This window comes from Enterobacter cloacae complex sp. S3 (assembly GCF_014930495.1).
Lineage (GTDB): Bacteria > Pseudomonadota > Gammaproteobacteria > Enterobacterales > Enterobacteriaceae > Enterobacter > Enterobacter asburiae_B.
Window position 1 is genome coordinate 32,015 of record NZ_JADBRD010000045.1, and the last position, 20,926, is coordinate 52,940.

Here is a 20,926-nt window from a genome sequence, read left to right on the forward strand (position 1 = left end):
TTCAGCGACATGAAAAAACAAAGGAACGTTAACTTATTGTTGATGCTGGTGTTACTGGTGGCCGTCGGTCAGATGGCGCAAACCATCTACATTCCGGCGATTGCCGACATGGCAAAGGAATTGAACGTCCGCGAGGGCGCGGTGCAGAGCGTGATGGCAGCCTACCTGCTGACCTATGGCGTTTCGCAGCTCTTTTACGGCCCGCTGTCTGACCGCATCGGGCGTCGCCCGGTGATCCTGGTGGGCATGAGCATTTTCATGGTGGCGACGGTGATTGCCATTACCACGCACAGCCTGACCGTACTGATTGCCGCCAGCGCCCTGCAGGGCGTCGGGACCGGCGTCGGTGGGGTGATGGCGCGAACCTTACCGCGCGATATGTATCAGGGCACCCAGCTCCGTCATGCCAACAGCCTGTTGAATATGGGTATTCTGGTCAGCCCGCTTCTCGCCCCGCTGATTGGCGGCCTGCTGGACACGATGTGGTCCTGGCGCGCCTGCTACGCCTTCCTGCTGGTTCTGTGCGTGATTGTCACCTTCAGCATGGCGCGCTGGATGCCGGAAACGCGCCCGCAGGACGCGCCGCGCACGAAGCTTATCACCAGCTATAAAACGCTGTTCGGCAACGGGTCGTTTACCTGCTACCTGCTGATGCTGATCGGCGGCCTGGCGGGCATTGCGGTGTTTGAAGCCTGTTCCGGCGTGCTGCTGGGCGCGGGTCTGGGCCTGAGCAGCATGGTAGTGAGTATTCTGTTTATTCTGCCGATCCCGGCGGCGTTCTTCGGCGCGTGGTTTGCCGGACGCCCGAACAAACGCTTCTCCACCCTGATGTGGCAGTCGGTGATCAGCTGTCTGCTGGCGGGTCTGATGATGTGGATACCGGGGCTGTTTGGCGTGATGACGGTCTGGACGCTGCTCATCCCGGCAGCGCTGTTCTTCTTCGGCGCGGGGATGCTGTTCCCGCTGGCGACCAGCGGCGCGATGGAGCCGTTCCCGTTCCTCGCTGGCACGGCTGGCGCGCTGGTAGGCGGTTTGCAGAATATCGGCTCCGGCGCGCTGGCCTGGCTCTCGGCCATGATGCCGCAGACCGGGCAGGCTAGTTTGGGCCTGCTGATGACGCTGATGGGGCTGCTGATTTTACTGTGCTGGCTGCCGCTGGCGTCGCGTGTTCCGCATCACGAGCAGCCGGTTTAACCGCATGATGGCCCGGCTTCTCGCCGGGCTTTTCACAAACGGGCGCAATCATCGCCTGCAACAACGGCTCCGGCGCGGGCCGCCAGGCCCCCTCTTCCCCGTCGTAAAACTGGAAATCCGCGTTCAGCGCATACGGGATTTTCGCCTTTTGCAGCTCGCAGGCCATAAAGGTGGAGAACGCCATTTGCGAAGCGGTTGGCGTAAGGTGGTTTGACTCTCCCACGCCCCAGCCCCCGACCCAGCTCACGTGTCCGGTTTTTTGCTGCCAGCGCAGCGCGGTATTGATGCGATTATGGATAGCCGCTTTCTCCGCCGCCGTGCCGGACGTCCACGGATATTTACCGCTATTTTTCAGCGGCCCCCACGGGAAAATATGCCACTCCGCCAGCAGGTAGTTTTGGCTGTGCGCGGGCAGCTTCAGGCTGGATAAATCCTCCGGCGCGGCGCGCAGGCGTGGCGCAATAAAGATCATCCGCTGCGGGTCCATGTCGTGGATCGCTTTAATGGTTTTTTCATATACCCGGTTTAGCGACGCGAGGTTGTGGTTAAGCTTGTCGGCTGGCTCATAAATGAGATCAAAACCCAGCAGCGGATAGCTCTGACCGAAATAGTGCGCCACGGCAATCCACCAGTTAATCGTCTCTTTCTCGTTATCGGCTTTCGGGTCGTTTTTATACTCATCAGCCTGATAAGCGATAATCGGGATCACGCCATACTGCTCGCAGGCTTCCACCAGCTTGCGCAGGTGAATTAGCCGCGCTTCCGTCGGCTCATCGGCGACGCGAATGCGCACGTGGGTAATGCCTTTTGCACGAAAATCGCGTACTACCAGCGGGTCGAATTCGCGTATGCCGCGCTCGGTGCGCGCCCAGTCCACATCCATCCCGACGCCCAGCTGCTGCGCATAACGGGCAGCCGTCAGCGGCGGCTCAGCGGCAATCGCCCAGCCGGAAGAGATCAGTAATGCACAGGCAATAAAAGGCTTTAACACGGTTTACCCTGGATAAATCGAAAGCATTACCTGTATTTAGCACGCTTTTTCACATTTCGTGTAGAGCGAAAGCGTAATAATTCTTCAACCTGCCAGTTCTCTCAGCCAGCCGATAAAGGCGTCTATTTTCGGCCACTGTCGGCCAGAGAGCGTCGAGATATAGTAGTGCTGATGGCATTTCAGGGTCTTTTCACCAAACGGGGCGATAAGCTCGCCCCGTTCGAGCCGTTTCTGCACCAGCCGCTTTCTGCCCATCGCGACGCCGACGTGGTTGATGGCCGCAATAATCGCTAAATCGGAACGATCGAAACCAATACCCGACGATGGCGGCATATTCACCGCAAAATGTTGCGCCCAGCTCAGCCACTCATCCGTACCGGAATCGTTGCTCCAGGCCTGACGGTCGTGCAGCAGCGTGCAGTGGCTGAGGTTATCGGGGTTTTTCAGCAGCTCATGCTCGCGGGCATACTTCGGCGAGCAGACGGGCAAAATCTCCTCGTCCATCAGGAAGTGATGAGAGAGGTGGTTTGGCGGCGTATCGTCGAAATAGAGCGCCAGATCGACGCCCGTTCGCTGCATATTGACGTAATCATTGCCGGTCAGGATGGTGAGTGAAATCGACGGATAGCGGCGGGTAAAGTCCCCCAGCATGGGCACCAGCCAGCACTGAGCGATCGACGGCCGGGAGTAGACCGTCAGCGTGCCGGACAGCGCCTGGTTTTTGATGTCCAGGATCTCCTGATTCAGGGTGTCGAGGGACGACTTAAGCGTCCAGTAAACACGCTTTCCCTCCTGCGTCAGCTCAACTTTACGGTGCGAGCGGACGAACAGCTGAATGCCCAGCTCCTCTTCCAGCAGGTTGATGCGGTGGCTCACCGCGCTTGGGCTGAGCGACAGCTCCTCCGCCGCCAGGGCGAAAGACTCATGCCGGGCGGCCACTTCAAAGGTGTACATTTTCGACAGCTGCCAGCCGTTTAACAGGCGGTTTCTGGCTTCATTCGCATCGGTCATCACAATTCTCACGCGAGTTTTCTGCGCTCAGCATACCGCTCAAGGGTGAATTTATGTGAACCTAATACGAATTAAGTGCGCTTTTTAGACCGCAGTCACTCAGTTGATCCAATCTGGCTCACCTGAACGCCAATTTATATCGTTTGTCAGCCCACGCCGTTTTTTCGTCCAATACCCACAGATGACATAAGGGTGAGGTGAGATATGGGATCTCAGGTCTGGGTTGTGGCAACGCTGCTGGTCAGCATTGTGTTAATTGTTTTAACCATCGTTAAGCTGAAGTTTCACCCGTTCCTCGCGCTGCTGCTGGCGAGCTTTTTCGTCGGCGCGATGATGGGGATGAGCCCGCTGGATATGGTGAATGCCATTGAGAGCGGAATTGGCGGTACGCTGGGCTTCCTGGCGGCGGTGATTGGTCTGGGCACCATTCTCGGCAAGATGATGGAAGTCTCCGGCGCGGCCGAGCGCATCGGGATCGCACTGCAGCGCTGCCGCTGGCTATCCGCAGACGTGATTATGGTGCTGGTGGGTCTTATCTGCGGGATCACGCTGTTCGTGGAAGTGGGTGTGGTACTGCTGATCCCGCTGGCGTTTTCCATCGCCAAAAAGACCAACACGTCGCTGCTCAAGCTGGCCATTCCGCTCTGTACCGCGCTGATGGCGGTGCACTGCGTGGTGCCGCCGCATCCGGCCGCGCTGTTTGTGACCAATAAATTAGGCGCGGACGTCGGAACGGTCATTGTCTACGGTTTGATGGTAGGCCTGATGGCCTCGCTGGTCGGCGGCCCGCTGTTCCTGAAACTGCTCGGCAACCGTCTGCCGTTTAAACCGGTTCCGGCGGAATTTTCAGACCTGAAGGTGCGGGAAGAGCACACCCTGCCGTCGCTGGGCGCCACGCTGTTCACGGTGCTGCTGCCGATTGCCCTGATGCTGGTGAAAACCATTGCCGAGCTGAATATGGCAAAAGAAGGCACGCTGTATACGCTGCTGGAGTTTATCGGCAACCCGATCACCGCGATGTTTATCGCCGTGTTTGTCGCCTACTACCTGCTGGGGATACGCCAGCATATGGGCATGGGCACGATGCTGACGCACACCGAGCACGGCTTCGGCTCTATCGCCAACATTTTGCTGATTATCGGCGCGGGCGGCGCGTTTAACGCCATCCTGAAAACCAGCGGGCTGGCAGACTCGCTGGCGCATATTCTCTCGAACCTGCACATGCACCCTATCCTGCTCGCCTGGCTGGTGGCGCTGGTTCTGCATGCCGCCGTCGGCTCCGCGACGGTGGCGATGATGGGCGCGACGGCGATAGTCGCGCCGATGCTGCCGCTCTATCCGAACGTGAGTCCGGAGATCATCACCATTGCCATCGGTTCCGGCGCCATTGGCTGCACGATCGTGACCGATTCCCTCTTCTGGCTGGTGAAGCAATACTGCGGCGCGACCCTGAATGAGACCTTCAAATACTATACGACGGCGACGTTTATCGCCTCGGTGCTTGCACTTGGCGGCACATTCCTGCTTTCCTTCATTATCTGAGCGCGAAGAGACGTATTATGGAAAACGCAACTATCACTACTTTAACCGCACAGTTTCCTCTGGTTGAGGATCTGATCGCCCTGAAAGAAACCACCTGGCTTAACCCGCGCACCACGACGCTTGCAGAAGGGTTGCCCTATGTCGGGCTGACCAAAGACGACGTGGACGACGCGCACGCGCGCCTCAACCGCTTCGCGCCGTATCTGGCGAAAGCCTTCCCGGAAACGGCGGCAACGGGCGGGATTATCGAATCCGAACTGGTCGCGATCCCGGCGATGCAAAAGCGGCTGGAGAGAGAATCTGGTAAGCCTATTCCCGGCACGCTGCTGCTGAAAAAAGACAGCCATCTGCCGATTTCCGGCTCGATTAAAGCGCGCGGCGGCATCTATGAGGTGCTGACCCATGCGGAAAAACTGGCGCTGGAAGCCGGGTTGCTGAGCATAGACGACGACTACAGCATTCTGCTGGAGCCGCGCTTTAAGGACTTCTTCAGCCAGTACAGCATTGCGGTAGGCTCAACCGGCAACCTCGGGATGTCCATCGGCATTATGAGCGCACGCATCGGCTTTAAGGTGACGGTGCATATGTCCGCCGACGCCCGAGAGTGGAAGAAAGCCAAACTGCGCAGCCACGGCGTCATCGTCGTGGAATATGAGCAGGATTACGGCGTGGCGGTGGAGCAGGGACGAAAAGCGGCGGAAAGCGATCCGAACTGTTCCTTCATTGACGATGAAAACTCCCGCACCCTTTTCCTGGGCTACGCCGTTGCAGGCGAGCGGCTGAAGGCGCAATTTGCCGAACAGGGCCGCGTGGTGGATGCGGACCATCCTCTGTACGTTTACCTGCCGTGCGGCGTCGGCGGCGGCCCCGGCGGCGTAGCATTTGGCCTGAAGCTGGCCTTTGGCGATAACGTCCACTGCTTCTTCGCGGAGCCAACGCACTCCCCGTGCATGCTGCTTGGCGTCTACACCGGCCTGCACGATGAGATCGCGGTGCAGGATCTGGGCATTGATAACGTGACGGCGGCGGACGGGCTGGCGGTAGGACGCGCCTCCGGCTTCGTGGGCCGCGCGATGGAGCGCCTGCTCGACGGGTTCTACACCCTTTCCGACCAGAGCATGTATGACATGCTCGGCTGGCTCGCTCAGGAGGAAGGGATCCGCCTGGAGCCGTCGGCGCTGGCGGGGATGGCCGGGCCGGTGCGCGTTCATTCGCATACCAACGTTACCCACCTGGTGTGGGCGACCGGCGGCGGAATGGTGCCGGAAGACGAGATGGCGAAGTATTTAGCAAAAGGCCGTTAATCGTAGGCCCGGTAAGGCGTAGCCGCCACCGGGCTTACAGGCTCAAAATTTGCTGAATATGGGTTACCGCAAACAGCAGCGACAGCGAGAGAACAGCGAGCGCGATCAGGAACTTATCCCGCATCGCTTTCGGCTGTACAAAATCGTTCTGCGCCACGTCCATCAGGTTACGGCTGCGGGTATAGCGCCATAAAATGATGGCCACCAGCGCCAGCACAACAATAGAAATCCAGAATGGCACCCCCGTGCGGTGCCAGTTGTGCTTAATCGCCAGGGCAATCAAAGCGCCATACCCCAGCAGCGTGCGCAGCCAGGCCAGCGACGTCCGCTCCGGCTGCAGGCCGGGGTCCGCCTCGCGCCGCGCTTTGCGGCTATCCGCCATAGAACACCAGCACCATCACCACGCCCGCCACCGTCAGCAGAATCGTGCTGATAATCAGCAGCCCGCGCGTATAGGGCAGATCCTGCTTCAGACGCATCGCCTTCTCATTGCGCAGCCAGCGCAGGTAGCCGTAAATCGCCAGCACGCCCGCAAACAGGCACAGCAGCAGCGCCAGCACTTCACGGATCGGCGGCGTGGCGAAATCGGGCGCGAGCTGGTCGAGGCCGACGCCGGCGGCAAGAAAGCCCAGCGCGGTGCGGATCCACGCTAAAAAAGTGCGTTCATTAGCCAAAGAGAAGCGGTAGTCCGGCGCTTCGCCGAGGCGGGAAATTTTCATGAGGGTTCCTTGTCGTGCTCCAGGCAGGCTTCAGCATAGCGTAAATCGACAAGGACAAGGAGACCGGCATCGGGCGATGCCGGTCAGGACGATTAGTGCAGCGCTGGCCAGAAGTCCTTATTGGCCTCGATCAGGTCATCCAGAATCGCTTTCGCGACGGACGCGCTCGGCACGGTTTTCGACAGGGTGATCGCCTGCCAGAGTTTCTGGTACGAGCGCTGCTCCCAGGCATCCACCACCAGTTTTTCCACCGCCACCTGCTGGCTCATCAGCCCTTTCTGGAAGTGTGGAATATCGCCCACCGTAAGCGGCTCTGGGCCGTTATGGCCTACCAGGCAAGGGATCTCCACCATCGCGTCGGCATCAAAGTTATGGATGGCCCCGTTGTTTGGCACAATCAGCAGCATCCGCTCCTGGGTGTTGAAGGCAATCGCCGTCGCCAGATCGACGATGTACGACGCATGTTCGTCGATTTCCAGCTCACCGGCGGCGGAGTGACCGGCTTCAATAATCGCCCGGCAGGCGCTGAACACGTGCTTTTCACGGTGATCCATGACCTCATTGGCGCGGGTGCGTTCCGGGTTGGAGTGGGCGACCACGTAGTCCGGGAACAGGTAATACTTCAGGTAGGTGTTTGGCATGGTATCCGGATCAAGCGCCTGTACGTCTCTGGCTTTGGCAAAGGTATCGTTCCAGCTCGCTTCGGTATGCGCATCTTCCGAAGGCGGCACATAGCCGTTTTTCGCCACGTATTCGCGCAGTTTCGGCATCAGATCGTTGCCGTTGAGATCTTCAATCGACGTCCACCAGCCGAAGTGGTTCAGGCCGTAGTAGCGCACGCGCATCTCTTTGCGGTTTTTCAGGCCGACAATCTGCGCCATGCGCCCTTCAATGCCGATCGGCATATCGCAGATGTTGAGGATTTTGGCGTTCGGACGCAGGCGGCGCGTGGCTTCCGCGACAATCGCCGCCGGGTTGGAATAGTTCAGCATCCACGCGTTCGGGGAGTACTGCTGCATATAATCAACCAGCTCCAGCACGCCGCCGATAGAGCGCATGCCGTAGGAGATGCCGCCCGGTCCGCAGGTTTCCTGGCCCAGCACGCCGTGGCGCAGCGGGATTTTTTCATCTTTTTCACGCATCGGGTATTTGCCCACGCGGATATGCGCCATCACGAAATCCACGTCGGTAAACGCCGCTTTAGGATCGGTGGTGTAGCTGAATTCAATCTCCGGCGCCTGCTCCCTGAGGATGATTTTGCACGCTTCGGCGATGGTCTCTTGACGTGCGCCGTCGTTGTCATAGAACTTCAGCGCGCGCAGCGGGAAACGGTCACGGTTGGCTAACAGCATCAGGACGATACCAGGCGTAAAGGTGCTGCCGCCGCCTGCAATAACAACTGAGAATTTTTTCATGATATAGCCTCTGTCAGGGTGGTTTGTTCATTTGTTAAAGGGGTTTTCATCAGCGATTCCAGCTGGTCGCGCACCTGAGGAACGTGCAGGCCGACAATCACCTGAATGCCGTTGCCGCGTCGCACCACGCCGTGGGCGCCGAGGGCTTTGAAGACGTCATCGCTTTGGGTTTTCGCCATATCCACCAGCGCAATGCGCAAGCGGGTGGCGCAGTTGTTGATGCTTTCGATGTTGGCCGCGCCGCCGAGAGCCTGCAGGAATCCGGCGGCCTGCCCTACCTGCTGGCTGGCCGCCGCCGGGGCGGTGGTTTGCCCGCGCGCCGCCTTATAGTCGGCCTTGCTGTAGAGTTTGATTTCGCTCTCTTCCCGGCCCGGCGTTTTCAGGTTCAGACGTTCGATCAGCGTTTTGAAGACCACGAAGTAAATCCCGGTGAAGCAGACGCCAATGCCGATCTGGGTGAATACCGTCGAGGCGTGGTTGTGGAACATTGGGATCCAGTTTTGCGGCAGGAACTGGTCCAGCAGGCCGCCGCCCATGTTCCCGACCACGCCAAAGGCGTACATCACCGTTGCCATAGTCGCCGCCAGCACGGCGTGCACGGCAAACAGCAGCGGCGAGATAAACAGGAAGGTGAACTCAAGCGGTTCAGTGATGCCCACCAGCACGGCGGTGAGCGTGGCCGGGACCAGCAGCCCCGCCACCTTGACGCGGTTTTCCGGCGACGCGGTATACCAGATCGCCAGCGCAATCCCGACCGAGCCAAACACTTTTGAGTTGCCGTGCAGCGCGAATCCGCCTTCCGGGAAGAGGGTTTTCAGCGGCAGGGTGCTCTGGCTGAATTCCTGCAGGTGCTGTGCCCAGTAGACCTGAATGCCGCCTTCTACCGCCGCCGGGCCGAAGATGAACGGACCGTAGACGAAGTGGTGCAATCCGGTTGGGATCAGAATGCGTTCCAGGAAGGTATACACCCACACGCCCAGCGCACCGGCGGAGCGCAGAAACGCCTGCAGGGACTCAATGCCCATCTGCACTTTCGGCCAGCCCAGCAGCGTCAGCCAGGCGCAGGGGATCATGACGAAGAACGCGAGGATAACGACAAACGAGCTGCCCTGGAAAATCCCCAGAAACACCGGCAGCGGCTTGTCGAAGTAGCGGTTGTGGATGGCGGTGACGATGCCTGAGATCACAATGGCACCGATGATGCTGGTATCGAGCGTTTTGATACCGGCAATCATCGCCAGCCCGCTTCCGGCCGTCGGTTCGGCGGAGAAGTCGACGCCGAAGAAGTGGCCCCAGGTCATCCCCATCGCGTTAATAAAGTAGTTCCAGGTCAGGAAGCTAATCAGCACCGCAAGACAGGCGCGGCCCTGCGCCTGCTTCGCCAGGCCAATCGGTAAGCCAACGGCAAAAATCAGCGGCATATTGCGAAACACCGCCCAGCCGCCCTCTTCAATGATGTGAACAATCTGCGCGAAAAGATGATCGGGGGCCGTTAAGGCTTCGCCGACAAACAGCGGGTTGCGAAGCATGATGGCGATTCCCACCACGATCCCGGCGAACGGAAACAGCAACACCGGGGTAAACATGGCACCGCCAAAACGTTGTATTTGACTGAGCATTTTTAAATCCTCATGAAACAACCTGTAGGGGTAGAGGCCTTTATGGTTTTTTGCTGGCCTGAGGTGAGCATAAGAAGTTACTGATGCGCGAACATGGCGTGCCGCTGCGATTCGTGATCGCATTCATGGTTTTATTTTGACCAATCAGGTCTACTTTTTGACGTAAATATGGACATGTCAGAACGCAATCCACACCCTGATAACGGCAGAGAGGTCTACTGGTGATCTACAAATCCATTGCTGACAGATTGCGGCTGCGGCTGAATTCGTCGGACTACAACGTCGGCAGCCCGCTGCCCGGCGAAAAAGCGCTGGCGCAGGAGTTCGGCGTGGCGCGAATGACCATCCGCAAGGCGCTGGATCTGCTGGTGAGCTGGGGGCTGGTTGAGCGTCGGCACGGCAGCGGAACCTTTGTCTCACGCAAAGACGTTCACCACGAAACCACCAACCTGACCGGGCTGGTGGAGGTGCTGCGTCAGCAGGGAAAAGAGGTGCAGAGTAAGGTCTTACAGTTTGAAGTGATGCCCGCCCCGCCCGCCATCGCCAGCCAGCTGCGGATTCAGGTGGATGAACGGATCTACTTTTCCCGGCGGGTGCGCTACGTGGACGGGAAGCCGCTGATGCTGGAGGACAGCTTTATGCCGGTGAAGCTGTTCCGCAATCTGTCGCTGGCGCATCTTGAGGGGTCTAAGTTTGATTACATCGAGAAGGAGTGCGGGATCACCATCAGCGGCAACTACGAGAGCCTGACGCCGGTGCTGGCAGATAAAACGCTGGCCGGTTATATGAACCTGCCGGAACAGACGCCGCTGCTGCGAATTACCTCTCTCTCCTACAGCGACAGCGGCGAGTTCCTCAATTATTCCGTGATGTTCCGAAATACCAGTGATTACCAGGTGGACTACCATCTGCGGCGCATCCACCCGGATGACCTGCTAGCTCATCCCCCAGAACAGCACCGCCAGTAGCTGCGGGGTGATGATGCGCAGGAACATCACCAGCGGATAGACGGTGGCATAGGAGAGCGCGGCCGCACCGCTGGTGGTGTGCAGGTTGTTGGCAAAAGCCAGCGCTGGCGGATCGGTCATGGAGCCCGCCAGCATCCCGCACAGCGTCAGGTAGTTCATTTTGGCGAACATCCGCGCCAGTATTCCCACCGTCAACAGCGGGATCGCCGTGATAAAGATGCCGTAGCCTACCCAGCTCATCCCTTCGCCCTTGACCAGGGTATCGACAAAATCACCGCCGGATTTCAGGCCGACCACCGCCAGGAACAGCACGATGCCCAGCTCGCGCAGCGCCAGGTTGGCGCTCGGCGGCATAAACCAGTAGAGCTTGCCGATACAGCCGATACGCCCGAGGATCAGCGCCATAATCAGCGGCCCGCCCGCCAGGCCCAGCTTGAGCGCCACCGGGAAGCCCGGCACGTACACAGGAATAGAACCGAGCAGCACGCCGAGCCCGATACCGATAAACACCGGCAGCATCTGCACCTGCTGCAGTTTTTGCTGGGCGTTACCCACCATATCCGCCACGGCGTCGATGGACGACGGGCGCCCGACCAGGTTGAGGATATCCCCGAACTGCAGGCTGGCCTCCGGGCTGGCGACCAGTTCAACACCCGCACGGTTAAGGCGAGAGATCACCACGTCATAGCGCTCTTTTACCTGCAGATCGCGTATTTTCTTGCCAAGAACGTGTTCGTTAGTCACCACAACGCGTTCCACGCGCATATCGGTGCCGCGGGTTGAGAGTGAAGTATCCACTTCCTGGCCAATCACCAGCCGCGCGTTGTTTAAATCCCCGGGCTGCCCGACCAGGTGCAGCAGATCGCCCTGCCGAATGACGGTGCCGGGCGCGGGCACCATCAGCATATCGTCACGCTTGAGGCGGGAGCAGATGATATTGGCGCTGTTGAGGATCGGCACGTCCTGAATCGCCATATTGTTCAGGTTGGGGTTATCGACCCGAATGTTGATGGTTTTGATCGGCATATGGCCGTTGGTGAGCGTGGTTTCGTGGTCCTTTGCCTCTTTGTCGACGTTAATGCGAAACAGGACGCGTACCAGCCACATGGAAAGCAGAATGCCGCAAATCCCAAACGGGTAGGCCATGGCGTAGCTCATCCCCATCTGGTCGACGATGCCGGGTTCGATACCCAAATCGCGCAGGATTTGCTGCCCGGCGCCGAGCGCAGGCGTGTTGGTAACCGCCCCGGAGAAAATGCCCAGCACCACGGGAAGCGGGATATCGAAGATTTTGTGCAGAATTGCGGTGACCAGCCCGCCCATCACCACTATGCCGAGGGCAAACAGGTTGAGCCGTAATCCGGAGACCCGAAGTGAGGCGAAAAAGCCCGGTCCCACCTGAATACCGATGGTATAAACGAAGAGGATCAGGCCGAACTCCTGAGTGAAGTGGAGCATTTCGGCGCTGAGGACCAGCCCGAGCTTGTCGGCGAAGTGCCCGACAAAAATGCCGCCAAACAGCACCCCGCCTATCCCAAACCCGACGCCACGGATTTTGATATTCCCTATCCACAGGCCAACAACAGCGACCAGGGCCAACACGCTTACGGTTAACGCGATATCACTCATGATCCACTTCCTGTGCATAACCTTAGTTATGCTAAGGATTCTCTCAGAGCCGGATGCGATTGTATGGGCGATGGCGCACAAAAAAGCCCTGCCGGGGCAGGGCTTTATCTTTTCACCCTCTCCCTACAGGAGAGGGCCGGGGTGATGGCATCAGCCCGCACGCTATTAGCTATTCAACGCAGGCCGCTCGCTAATGGCGATACGCTGCGGCGCGATGGCTTCCGGCACGTTGCGGATCAGGTCGATATGCAGCAGACCGTTGGTAAACGTTGCGCCGGACACTTCCATATGGTCTGCCAGGGTAAAGCTCAGGCTAAACGGCTGATTAACCAGCCCCTGATGCAGGCATTTGGTCTCGGTCTCTTGTTTTTCCGGCGTACCTTTCACGGTCAGGCGAGTGCCTTCAAGCTGGATGTCCAGATCGTCCTGGCGGAAACCGGCAAGCGCAAGGGTGATGCGATAGTGGTTATCGTCGCTTTTTTCGATGTTGTACGGCGGAAACGTCTGTTGCTCGGTGGTGCTTTGCAGGGCGTTAGCCAGTTTGTCAAAACCAATCCACTGACGCAGCAGGGGGGATAAATCGTAGTTACGCATACTAAATCTCCTTCTGAGAAGCGAGTTCGGCACAGTGTAATTTTGTGCACAGTTGTTCCTGCAAATCCTGATGGATTCGCATATGCTCCCGTTACGGCAAGCAAGTCTGGGTGGGCCGCTTACGCGACCCGCGTAATTAGTTAATTTCGATACGACGCGGTTTTTTCTCTTCCGGAATCACACGTTCCAGTTCGATAAACAGCAGGCCGTTAACCAGGTTCGCGCCTTTAACATGAATGTTCTCGGCTAACTGGAACTTGCGTTCAAAGTTGCGCTCGGCGATGCCCTGATAAAGATAGGTACGTTCTTTCTGCTCGGCCGTATGGGAACCTTTCACCACCAGCAGGTTGTCCTGCGCGGTGATCTCCAGTTCGTTTTCTGCAAAACCGGCGACGGCAATAGCGATGCGGTAGTGGTTTTCGTCAACCAGCTCAACATTGTATGGAGGGTAGCCGTTGCTCTGGCTTTGGTTATTTTCTAAATGGTTAAACAGGCGGTCAAAACCAATTGCAGAACGGTATAGCGGAGAAAGATCGAAGTTACGCATAAATAAAACTCCTGAAATCAGCGAGAAATTGTAGCCTTCCACCATGGACAGGCCTTTGCGCCCCCGAACACCCATCAGGCGAGTTCGTTATCGGGCCACATTCTTAAAATGGGTCTGCAATCGGGCTTTTCAAGAACGACAGCTGCACTTTTTTTTGCACTTTCCTGCATCTCGCTTAGACTGGGACAACAGCACAAAGGGTTAAATTGCGATGGCTGCCACAGTGCGGGGTTATCGGGCTATCCATTTTGGATAAGGCTCGCTATAACCCTGAGTTGCAGGTCTATGCAGTGCCATTAACGATGACTGAGTGATGATGAAAAATGTTCTGATAAAGCTGACGACGTTCAGCGGGGTAGTTTTACTTTGCGGGTGTTCGAGCGTGATGTCTCACACCGGCGGTAAAGAAGGAACATATCCGGGGACGCGCGCCAGCGCGGCGATGCTCTCCGATGACGATACAAACTGGGGCACCAAATCCCTGGTTATCCTGGATATGCCGTTTACGGCCGTGGCGGATACGCTTCTGCTGCCGTGGGATATGTTTCGTAAGGACAACTCCGTACGCTCGCGTGTAGAGAAAAGCGAGCAGGAAAATCTGGCGACAAACGCCGTCATCCCGCCCGCTGAAATGCCTCCACGCTAGTACTGCGCGGTTTCCGTCACCCAAAGCTGACGGAAACCGGCTGTCTCCTCCATCCACGCAATAACGCGCCCGTCAGGGGAAAACACGACCGCATCAGCAGACGGTGGGTTGCCATGATCGGACGTCAAAAACGTCACCTCTCCGGTCCGTGCGTCGCAGCAGGCGATCCGATTTTCGAGCACAAACCCCAGACTGTCGCCCGCAGGATGCCAGTTAAATGCTGACTGAATATCACTCCCGGTACGCGTCAACTGGCGCGGCTCGCCGCCCTCAGGAGAGATCAGCCACAGCTGCACAATGCCGTTATCATCCCGCATCAGAAACGCAATCTGCGTCCCCTGCGGGTTGCTGCGAACCCAGTGACGCGGCACGTTCACCAGGCCCGGGTACGCCCTCTGATGCGTAAAGGTCAAACGACGCTGATTCACACCCGCAGGCGGCGCAGGCAGGGTCTCCGTCGTGCCCTGTAGCGGCGCATCGCCCGCACGCTTCCAGCCCTGCTCGTCTTTCGGCAGGTCGACGATAAACAGTTCGGGTACTTTTTCGCCCTGCGCGGAAAGGGTATCGCCGATAAACGCCAGCCTGCCGTTGCCCACCCAGCCCTCTTCGTAAGCGCGGTTGATTTCATCGCTGCCCGGCCGTGGGTTGTGCGTGGTGCGGCTAACCAGCACGCTCCAGAAGGTTCCCGAATATTCACGGGGGTGGTTCCCCTGCGGGTTCACCGGGCCGTAAGGCGCAGCCACGCCGACGTTGCGTAAATCAAGTTTAGGATCGCGCTCGTGCAGAACATGGTCGTTATAGGTAAAGCTGACGAGCTGCCCGTTCGGGCTGAAGACATGGACGTGGCTGCCGCCGCGCAGCGCGCCTGCGGTGTAAGGCGCTGTGATATCCATCGCGTCTAGGTTGCTCACCTGACCGTTTTGTGCAACCACTCCCTGACGATGATGAAAATCGTAGTGCCAGTCCGCATCCGGGTTTTTCGGGCCGTGGATAAAGACATATTTCTCTTCTGCAGGATGAACGGTCACCACGCCGACATGCGCGCCGTCAGTCGCGCGATAAACCACCTCTACCTCACCCGTCGCGACATTGACCCGTTCGATGGTTTCACCGGTGAACGACGCACCGGACGGGCGCACGTCGTAGACCAGCCACTGGCTGTCCGGCGTCCAGGTATTGATGTTGGTCAGCTGGTGGTTGCGGGAAGCGAAGGTGATTTGTTTCATGAGGATACCCTGATGCGCAGTTATCGCATCAGGGTATCGCAAGCGGGTTTTTAGTTCAGCACAAACTTCTCGATGGCATAAGCCACGCCGTCTTCGAGGTTGGATTTGGTCACGAAGTTAGCCACTTCTTTCACCGATGGGATCGCGTTATCCATCGCCACGCCCATACCGGCGAATTCAATCATCGCGATGTCATTTTCCTGGTCGCCCAGCGCCATGATCTCGTCCTGTTTAATGCCCAGCGCATCGGCCAGTGATTTGACACCGGTGCCTTTATTGACGCGTTTATCGAGGATTTCGAGGAAGTACGGTGCGCTTTTCAGCACGGTGTACTTCTCTTTTACCTCCGCCGGAATGCGCGCAATCGCTTTATCCAGGATCTCCGGCTCGTCGATCATCATCACTTTCAGGAACTGCGTCGCCGGGTCCATTTTCTCCGCTTCACAGAACACCAGCGGAATGGTCGCAACGTAGGATTCATGTACCGTGTAGTAGCTGATATCGCGGTTGGCGGTATAGAGCGTATTGCGATCGAGCGCGTGGAAGTGGGAACCCACTTCACGGGACAGTTTTTCCAGGAACAGATAGTCATCGTAGCTCAGCGCGGTTTGCGCAACCGTACTGCCATCTGCGGCTTTCTGCACCAGCGCGCCGTTATAGGTGATGCAGTAGTCGCCCGGCTGATTCATGTGCAGCTCTTTCAGGTAGCTGTGTACACCCGCATACGGACGCCCCGTGGTCAGGACCACATTCACGCCCTTAGCGCGCGCCGCGGCGATCGCGTTTTTAACGGCTGGAGAGATGGTGTGGTCTGGCAGCAGCAGCGTGCCGTCCATGTCGATTGCAATGAGTTTGATAGCCATGAGTTCCCCGGAATAAATGAGTGCTGCCTCATGCTAACGCGATTAAGCACACAAAAATAGAGCTATATTGCGCAACAGGAATGCCCCTTTTACGCTTATTCCGGGGAACAAAGGCTTACTCGCGGGTGAGCACAATTTTACCGAACGCGCCGCGATCCAGATGTTCAAACGCCTGTTCAAGCTCGTTAAAACGGTAGCGATGCTCAATCACCGGCTTCAGCCCCGTGACGTCAACAGCGCGGACAAAATCTTCCAGCGCCCGGCGGTGCCCCACGCCAATCCCCTGAATGACGGGGGATTTCAGCAAAAGTTCGCCAGCAGAGAGGGTAATCTCCGTCCCGGCCAGCACGCCAATGACGGAGATACGTCCGTGAACGGCAACGGCGCGCAGGGAATGCTTCAGATTCTCTCCACCGACGGTTTCAATAATATGGTCGATACCGCGATCCTGCGTGAGCGCCAGCGTATTTTCAGCCCAGTCGCCTTTCAGCCGGTTGATGCCGTGGCTGGCCCCCAGCGTTTTGGCCAGCGCCAGTTTCTCATCGCTCCCCGAGGTGACAAACACCTCCGCGCCGTGCGCTTTTGCAATCTGAAGGGCGAATATCGCCACGCCGCCCGTGCCCTGCACCAGCACCGATTGCCCGGCGCGGAGCTGGCCGCGTTCCACCAGCGCAAACCAGGCGGTAAGCCCTGCGCAGGGTAAGGTGCTGGCCTCGGCGTCATCCAGGGTCTCCGGAGAGGCCACCAGCGCGTCTTCCTTCACAATCACATGCTCGGACAGCATGCCCTGGAAGTATCCACCGGACGTTTTATAGGGCAGATTGCGCGCGTCCGCCTGCGGCTTACCGTCGATCCACTCCGGGAAGAAGGTTGAGATGACGCGCGCGCCGGGCTGGAAGCGCGTAACGCCTTCACCAATGCTGTCCACCACGCCCGCCATGTCAGACGCCGGGGTAAACGGGAAGGAAAGCGGGATCGGCATTGTGCCTTCAACAACCATTTTATCGCGATAGTTAAGCGCAACGGCATTTACCCTTACGCGCACTTCACCCGGACCTGGCTGTGGAACGGGCGCCTGAGTCAGCTGGAGGTTCTCGCGCCCGAGGGCATCCATGGACCAGCGTTGCATTGTCTCTGTCATTTTATTTCTCCTGCCATCAGATAAGCTTTAGTCCTGACAGTCTACCGTTGACTAAAGGTCGCCAGTGGCGATAAGTTTTCTCTTTATTGACGCCATAACAGATACAATCCATGACCGATACGCTGAAGGATATTCCTGTTTTCGTGGCCGCCGTTGAGGCGGGAAGTTTCGCGCAGGCCGCGATTCGCCTGCATTTGTCACGTTCGGCGGTCGGAAAAAGCATCGCTCGCCTCGAACAGCGGCTTGGGGTACGTCTTTTTCAGCGCACCACCCGCAGCCAGAGTCTGACCGATAACGGCGCCCTTTTTTATGAACGCTGTCTGCGCGCGCTGGAGGAGATTCGGGGTGCGGAATCGCTGCTTGAAACGGGGAAACAGCAGGTCAGCGGCCGCCTGCGCGTTTCCATGCCGGTGCTGTTTGGTCGCCAGTGCGTCGCCCCCTTGCTGATAGCGCTGGCGCAGGAACACCCCGGGCTTGAACTGGAAATGTCATTCAGCGACCGCGTGGTGGATCTGGTTGAGGAGGGGTTTGATATGGCGGTGCGTAACGGCACGCTTCAGGACAGCAGCGTGCTGGTCGCCAGAAAGCTGGGAGAACACCGCATGGTGCTGTGCGCCGCGCCGGAGTATCTGCTGAAGAAAGGCCAGCCACAAAGCGTTAATGATTTATCCCAGCATACGGCCATTAACTATTTGAGCGCAGGCAGAGTGTTGTCCTGGCAGCTGATGGATAACGAAGGAACGTCGCACACCTTTACACCCCGATCGTCGCTCAATATGGATGATTTGCAGGCGATCTGCGACGCCGCGCTGGCCGGACACGGCATTGCATGGCTGCCCTGCTGGATGGTCGTCAAAGATATTCACCAGGGTAAACTCGTCCCGCTCCTGAAGCAGGCACCGGATGTGCATTTCAACGTTCATGCGGTGTGGCAGCAGACGCCGCATCTGCCGCTGAGGGTAAGAATAGCGATAGATACGCTGGCGAGCCGTTTACCGGCAGCGATGTCACTGGACCTTCCAGCGCCCATAAAAAAGCCGCGCTAAAAGCGCGGCCAGTTATCGTGCGGTATAACGACGATTAAATATCGATATTTGCCGCTTTCAGGGCGTTCTCTTCGATGAAGGCACGACGTGGTTCAACCGCATCGCCCATCAGGGTCGTGAACAGCTGGTCCGCGGCAATCGCGTCCTTAACGGTCACGCGCAGCATGCGGCGGCTTTCCGGATCCATGGTGGTTTCCCACAGCTGGTCCGGGTTCATTTCGCCCAGACCTTTATAGCGCTGGATCGCAAGACCACGACGAGACTCTTTCACCAGCCAGTCCAGCGCCTGCTCGAAGCTGGCTACCGGCTGACGACGTTCGCCACGCTCGATGAACGCATCGTCTTCGATCAGGCCACGCAGCGTCTCGCCGAGCGTGCAGATACGACGGTATTCCGGACCGGTCACAAACTCGTGCTCCAGCGGATAGTCGGTGTCAACGCCGTGGGTACGCACGCGAATAATAGGCTCGAACTGCTTATCGGCGTTCTGCTGGATATCGCATTTCCACATGCTGCCGTGCTGCTCTTTCTCGTTGAGATCGGTCACCAGGGCATTCACCCAGCGGGTCACGGTCTGCTCGTCGCTCAGATCGGCTTCGGTCAGGGTTGGCTGATAAACCAGCTCCTTCAGCAGCGTTTTCGGATAACGGCGTTCCATACGCGTAATCATTTTCTGCGTGGCGTTGAACTCGGACACCAGACGCTCCAGCGGCTCACCGGCCAGTGCAGGGGCGTGCGAGTTCGCGTGCAGGGTCGCGCCATCAAGGGCGATCGCGATTTGGTACTGATCCATCGCTTCGTCGTCTTTAATGTACTGTTCCTGCTTGCCTTTCTTCACCTTGTACAGCGGCGGCTGTGCAATGTAGACGTGACCACGCTCAACGATTTCAGGCATCTGACGATAGAAGAAGGTCAACAGCAGCGTACGAATGTGCGAGCCGTCGACGTCCGCATCGGTCATGATGATGATGCTGTGGTAGCGCAGTTTGTCCGGGTTGTACTCATCACGGCCGATGCCGCAGCCCAGCGCGGTAATGAGCGTCGCCACTTCCTGAGAAGAGAGCATCTTGTCGAAACGGGCTTTCTCAACGTTGAGGATTTTACCCTTCAGCGGCAGGATAGCCTGGTTCTTACGGTTACGGCCCTGCTTCGCAGAACCGCCCGCGGAGTCCCCTTCCACGAGGTACAGTTCGGACAGCGCCGGGTCACGTTCCTGGCAGTCAGCCAGTTTGCCCGGCAGGCCTGCTAAGTCCAGCGCGCCTTTACGACGGGTCATTTCACGGGCTTTACGCGCCGCTTCACGGGCACGCGCCGCATCAATAATTTTACCCACCACGATTTTCGCGTCGGACGGGTTTTCCAGCAGGTATTCGCTCAGCAGTTCGTTCATCTGCTGTTCAACCGCCGATTTCACCTCGGAAGAGACCAGCTTGTCTTTGGTCTGTGAGGAGAACTTCGGATCCGGCACCTTCACGGAGACAACGGCAATCAGGCCTTCACGGGCGTCATCACCGGTGGCGCTGACTTTTGCTTTCTTGCTGTAGCCTTCTTTGTCCATGTAGGCGTTCAGGGTACGGGTCATCGCCGCACGGAAGCCTGCAAGGTGCGTACCGCCGTCACGCTGTGGAATATTATTGGTGAAGCAGTAGATGTTTTCCTGGAAACCGTCGTTCCACTGCAGCGCCACTTCCACACCGATACCGTCTTTTTCGGTGGAGAAGTAGAAGATATTCGGGTGAATAGGCGTTTTGTTCTTGTTCAGATACTCAACGAACGCCTTGATACCGCCTTCGTAGTGGAAGTGGTCTTCTTTGCCGTCACGCTTGTCGCGCAGGCGAATAGAGACGCCGGAGTTCAGGAACGACAGTTCACGCAGGCGTTTCGCCAGGATGTCGTACTCGAATTCGGTGACGTTGGTGAAGGTTTCATGGCTCGGCCAGAAACGCACCATGGTACCGGTTTTGTCGGTATCGCCGGTAACGGCCAGCGGTGCCTGCGGCACGCCGTGCGTATAGAGCTGACGGTGAATTTTGCCTTCTCGCTGGATAACCAGCTCCAGCTTCTGCGACAGGGCGTTAACCACGGAGACGCCTACGCCGTGCAGGCCGCCGGAAACTTTATAGGAGTTATCGTCAAACTTACCGCCTGCGTGCAGCACGGTCATGATCACTTCCGCGGCAGAGACGCCCTCTTCCGGGTGAATACCGGTTGGGATGCCACGACCATCATCGGTGACGGAGACGGAGTTGTCCGCATGGATGGTGACCACGATGTCTTTACAGTGACCCGCGAGCGCTTCGTCGATAGCGTTATCTACCACCTCGAATACCATGTGGTGCAGACCGGTGCCGTCATCCGTGTCGCCGATATACATACCCGGGCGCTTACGCACCGCATCCAGCCCTTTCAGGACTTTGATACTGGAGGAGTCATAAGAATTCGACATCAACGTTTCTCGCTCATTTCAACTT

19 protein-coding genes and 1 other annotated feature are annotated in these 20,926 nt (G+C 57.9%); of the genes, 6 read left to right on the plus strand and 13 right to left on the minus strand.

Features of this window, described 5'->3' with window-relative positions:
- Window positions 1-9 precede the first annotated feature (9 nt).
- Complete coding sequence (emrD, locus tag IM317_RS20975; RefSeq protein WP_033146466.1) at window positions 10-1,194, plus strand: multidrug efflux MFS transporter EmrD; 1,185 nt, start codon at window positions 10-12, stop codon at window positions 1,192-1,194.
- Here the strand turns inward: emrD and IM317_RS20980 are convergent.
- Together IM317_RS20980 and dsdC are read right to left on the minus strand one after the other, a co-directional pair.
- On the minus strand, window positions 1,097-2,185 hold the full coding sequence (locus tag IM317_RS20980) for a cellulase family glycosylhydrolase (protein WP_033144341.1): 1,089 nt from the start codon (window positions 2,183-2,185) through the stop codon (window positions 1,097-1,099). The two genes, emrD and IM317_RS20980, sit on opposite strands and share 98 nt — an antisense overlap.
- Window positions 2,186-2,269: 84 nt before the next feature.
- Window positions 2,270-3,196 carry a DNA-binding transcriptional regulator DsdC gene (gene dsdC / locus IM317_RS20985; RefSeq protein ID WP_033144342.1) on the minus strand — a complete coding sequence of 309 codons (927 nt, stop codon included), beginning with the start codon at window positions 3,194-3,196 and terminating at the stop codon, window positions 2,270-2,272.
- Between the two features lie 204 nt (window positions 3,197-3,400).
- On the opposite strand from dsdC, the gene dsdX reads away from it, so the two are divergent.
- Both dsdX and dsdA read left to right on the plus strand, forming a co-directional pair.
- Window positions 3,401-4,738: a D-serine transporter DsdX gene (gene dsdX, locus IM317_RS20990; RefSeq protein WP_023309824.1), complete on the plus strand. Its 1,338-nt coding sequence runs from the start codon at window positions 3,401-3,403 to the stop codon at window positions 4,736-4,738.
- A gap of 17 nt (window positions 4,739-4,755) precedes the next feature.
- On the plus strand, window positions 4,756-6,042 hold the full coding sequence (dsdA, locus tag IM317_RS20995; RefSeq protein WP_033144343.1) for a D-serine ammonia-lyase: 1,287 nt from the start codon (window positions 4,756-4,758) through the stop codon (window positions 6,040-6,042).
- Between the two features lie 34 nt (window positions 6,043-6,076).
- On the opposite strand, the gene IM317_RS21000 is transcribed toward dsdA, so the two are convergent.
- The 4 genes from IM317_RS21000 to IM317_RS21015 all read right to left on the minus strand — a co-directional run bounded on the left by IM317_RS21000 (window position 6,077) and on the right by IM317_RS21015 (window position 9,795).
- Window positions 6,077-6,424 carry a DUF202 domain-containing protein gene (locus IM317_RS21000; protein WP_033144344.1) on the minus strand — a complete coding sequence of 116 codons (348 nt, stop codon included), beginning with the start codon at window positions 6,422-6,424 and terminating at the stop codon, window positions 6,077-6,079.
- Complete coding sequence (locus tag IM317_RS21005; protein ID WP_033144345.1) at window positions 6,414-6,761, minus strand: YidH family protein; 348 nt, start codon at window positions 6,759-6,761, stop codon at window positions 6,414-6,416. The genes IM317_RS21000 and IM317_RS21005 overlap by 11 nt, the downstream gene beginning before the upstream one ends.
- 92 nt (window positions 6,762-6,853) lie before the next feature.
- Entirely contained in the window at window positions 6,854-8,176 is a 1,323-nt protein-coding gene (locus tag IM317_RS21010; protein WP_033144346.1) for a 6-phospho-alpha-glucosidase, read from the minus strand.
- A complete protein-coding gene (locus IM317_RS21015) occupies window positions 8,173-9,795 on the minus strand; it encodes an alpha-glucoside-specific PTS transporter subunit IIBC (RefSeq protein WP_033144347.1) in 1,623 nt (540 codons plus the stop codon). The genes IM317_RS21010 and IM317_RS21015 overlap by 4 nt, the downstream gene beginning before the upstream one ends.
- Window positions 9,796-10,016: 221 nt before the next feature.
- Here IM317_RS21015 and IM317_RS21020 point away from each other — a divergent pair, with 221 nt between their 5' ends.
- Window positions 10,017-10,763, plus strand: coding sequence for a GntR family transcriptional regulator (locus IM317_RS21020; protein WP_033144348.1), 747 nt, complete (start codon window positions 10,017-10,019; stop codon window positions 10,761-10,763).
- Here the strand turns inward: IM317_RS21020 and IM317_RS21025 are convergent.
- The 3 genes from IM317_RS21025 to ibpA all read right to left on the minus strand — a co-directional run bounded on the left by IM317_RS21025 (window position 10,731) and on the right by ibpA (window position 13,533).
- Window positions 10,731-12,392 (minus strand): putative transporter, encoded by a 1,662-nt coding sequence (locus IM317_RS21025; RefSeq protein ID WP_033144349.1) that lies wholly within the window; start codon window positions 12,390-12,392, stop codon window positions 10,731-10,733. The two genes, IM317_RS21020 and IM317_RS21025, sit on opposite strands and share 33 nt — an antisense overlap.
- 165 nt (window positions 12,393-12,557) lie before the next feature.
- Window positions 12,558-12,986, minus strand: a complete 429-nt coding sequence (gene ibpB / locus IM317_RS21030) for a small heat shock chaperone IbpB (protein ID WP_033144350.1) — start codon at window positions 12,984-12,986, stop codon at window positions 12,558-12,560.
- Window positions 12,987-13,122: 136 nt separating this feature from the next.
- Window positions 13,123-13,533 carry a small heat shock chaperone IbpA gene (gene ibpA / locus IM317_RS21035; RefSeq protein WP_008500162.1) on the minus strand — a complete coding sequence of 137 codons (411 nt, stop codon included), beginning with the start codon at window positions 13,531-13,533 and terminating at the stop codon, window positions 13,123-13,125.
- Window positions 13,527-13,598 (minus strand) — a sequence feature (ROSE (Repression Of Heat Shock gene Expression) occurs in the 5'-region of heat shock genes and acts as an RNA thermometer to modulate expression.). Its footprint overlaps the gene before it by 7 nt.
- A gap of 248 nt (window positions 13,599-13,846) precedes the next feature.
- On the opposite strand from ibpA, the gene IM317_RS21040 reads away from it, so the two are divergent.
- Window positions 13,847-14,179, plus strand: coding sequence for a YceK/YidQ family lipoprotein (locus IM317_RS21040; protein ID WP_033144351.1), 333 nt, complete (start codon window positions 13,847-13,849; stop codon window positions 14,177-14,179).
- Here IM317_RS21040 and IM317_RS21045 read toward each other — a convergent pair.
- From IM317_RS21045 to IM317_RS21055, 3 genes are all read right to left on the minus strand, one after another.
- Complete coding sequence (locus IM317_RS21045; RefSeq protein WP_033144352.1) at window positions 14,176-15,405, minus strand: DUF3748 domain-containing protein; 1,230 nt, start codon at window positions 15,403-15,405, stop codon at window positions 14,176-14,178. The two genes, IM317_RS21040 and IM317_RS21045, sit on opposite strands and share 4 nt — an antisense overlap.
- Before the next feature lie 50 nt (window positions 15,406-15,455).
- Entirely contained in the window at window positions 15,456-16,268 is an 813-nt protein-coding gene (gene yidA, locus IM317_RS21050; protein WP_033144353.1) for a sugar-phosphatase, read from the minus strand.
- A gap of 115 nt (window positions 16,269-16,383) precedes the next feature.
- Entirely contained in the window at window positions 16,384-17,409 is a 1,026-nt protein-coding gene (locus IM317_RS21055; RefSeq protein WP_033144354.1) for an NAD(P)-dependent alcohol dehydrogenase, read from the minus strand.
- A gap of 110 nt (window positions 17,410-17,519) precedes the next feature.
- Between IM317_RS21055 and IM317_RS21060 the strand changes: the two genes are divergently transcribed.
- On the plus strand, window positions 17,520-18,455 hold the full coding sequence (locus tag IM317_RS21060) for a LysR family transcriptional regulator (RefSeq protein WP_033144355.1): 936 nt from the start codon (window positions 17,520-17,522) through the stop codon (window positions 18,453-18,455).
- A 34-nt stretch (window positions 18,456-18,489) separates the two neighbouring features.
- Here the strand turns inward: IM317_RS21060 and gyrB are convergent, their stop codons facing one another.
- The gene (gene gyrB, locus IM317_RS21065) at window positions 18,490-20,901 is read right to left on the minus strand and encodes a DNA topoisomerase (ATP-hydrolyzing) subunit B (RefSeq protein ID WP_023333933.1); all 2,412 of its coding nucleotides are present in this window, start codon (window positions 20,899-20,901) and stop codon (window positions 18,490-18,492) included.
- Between the last annotated feature and the right edge of the window lie 25 nt (window positions 20,902-20,926).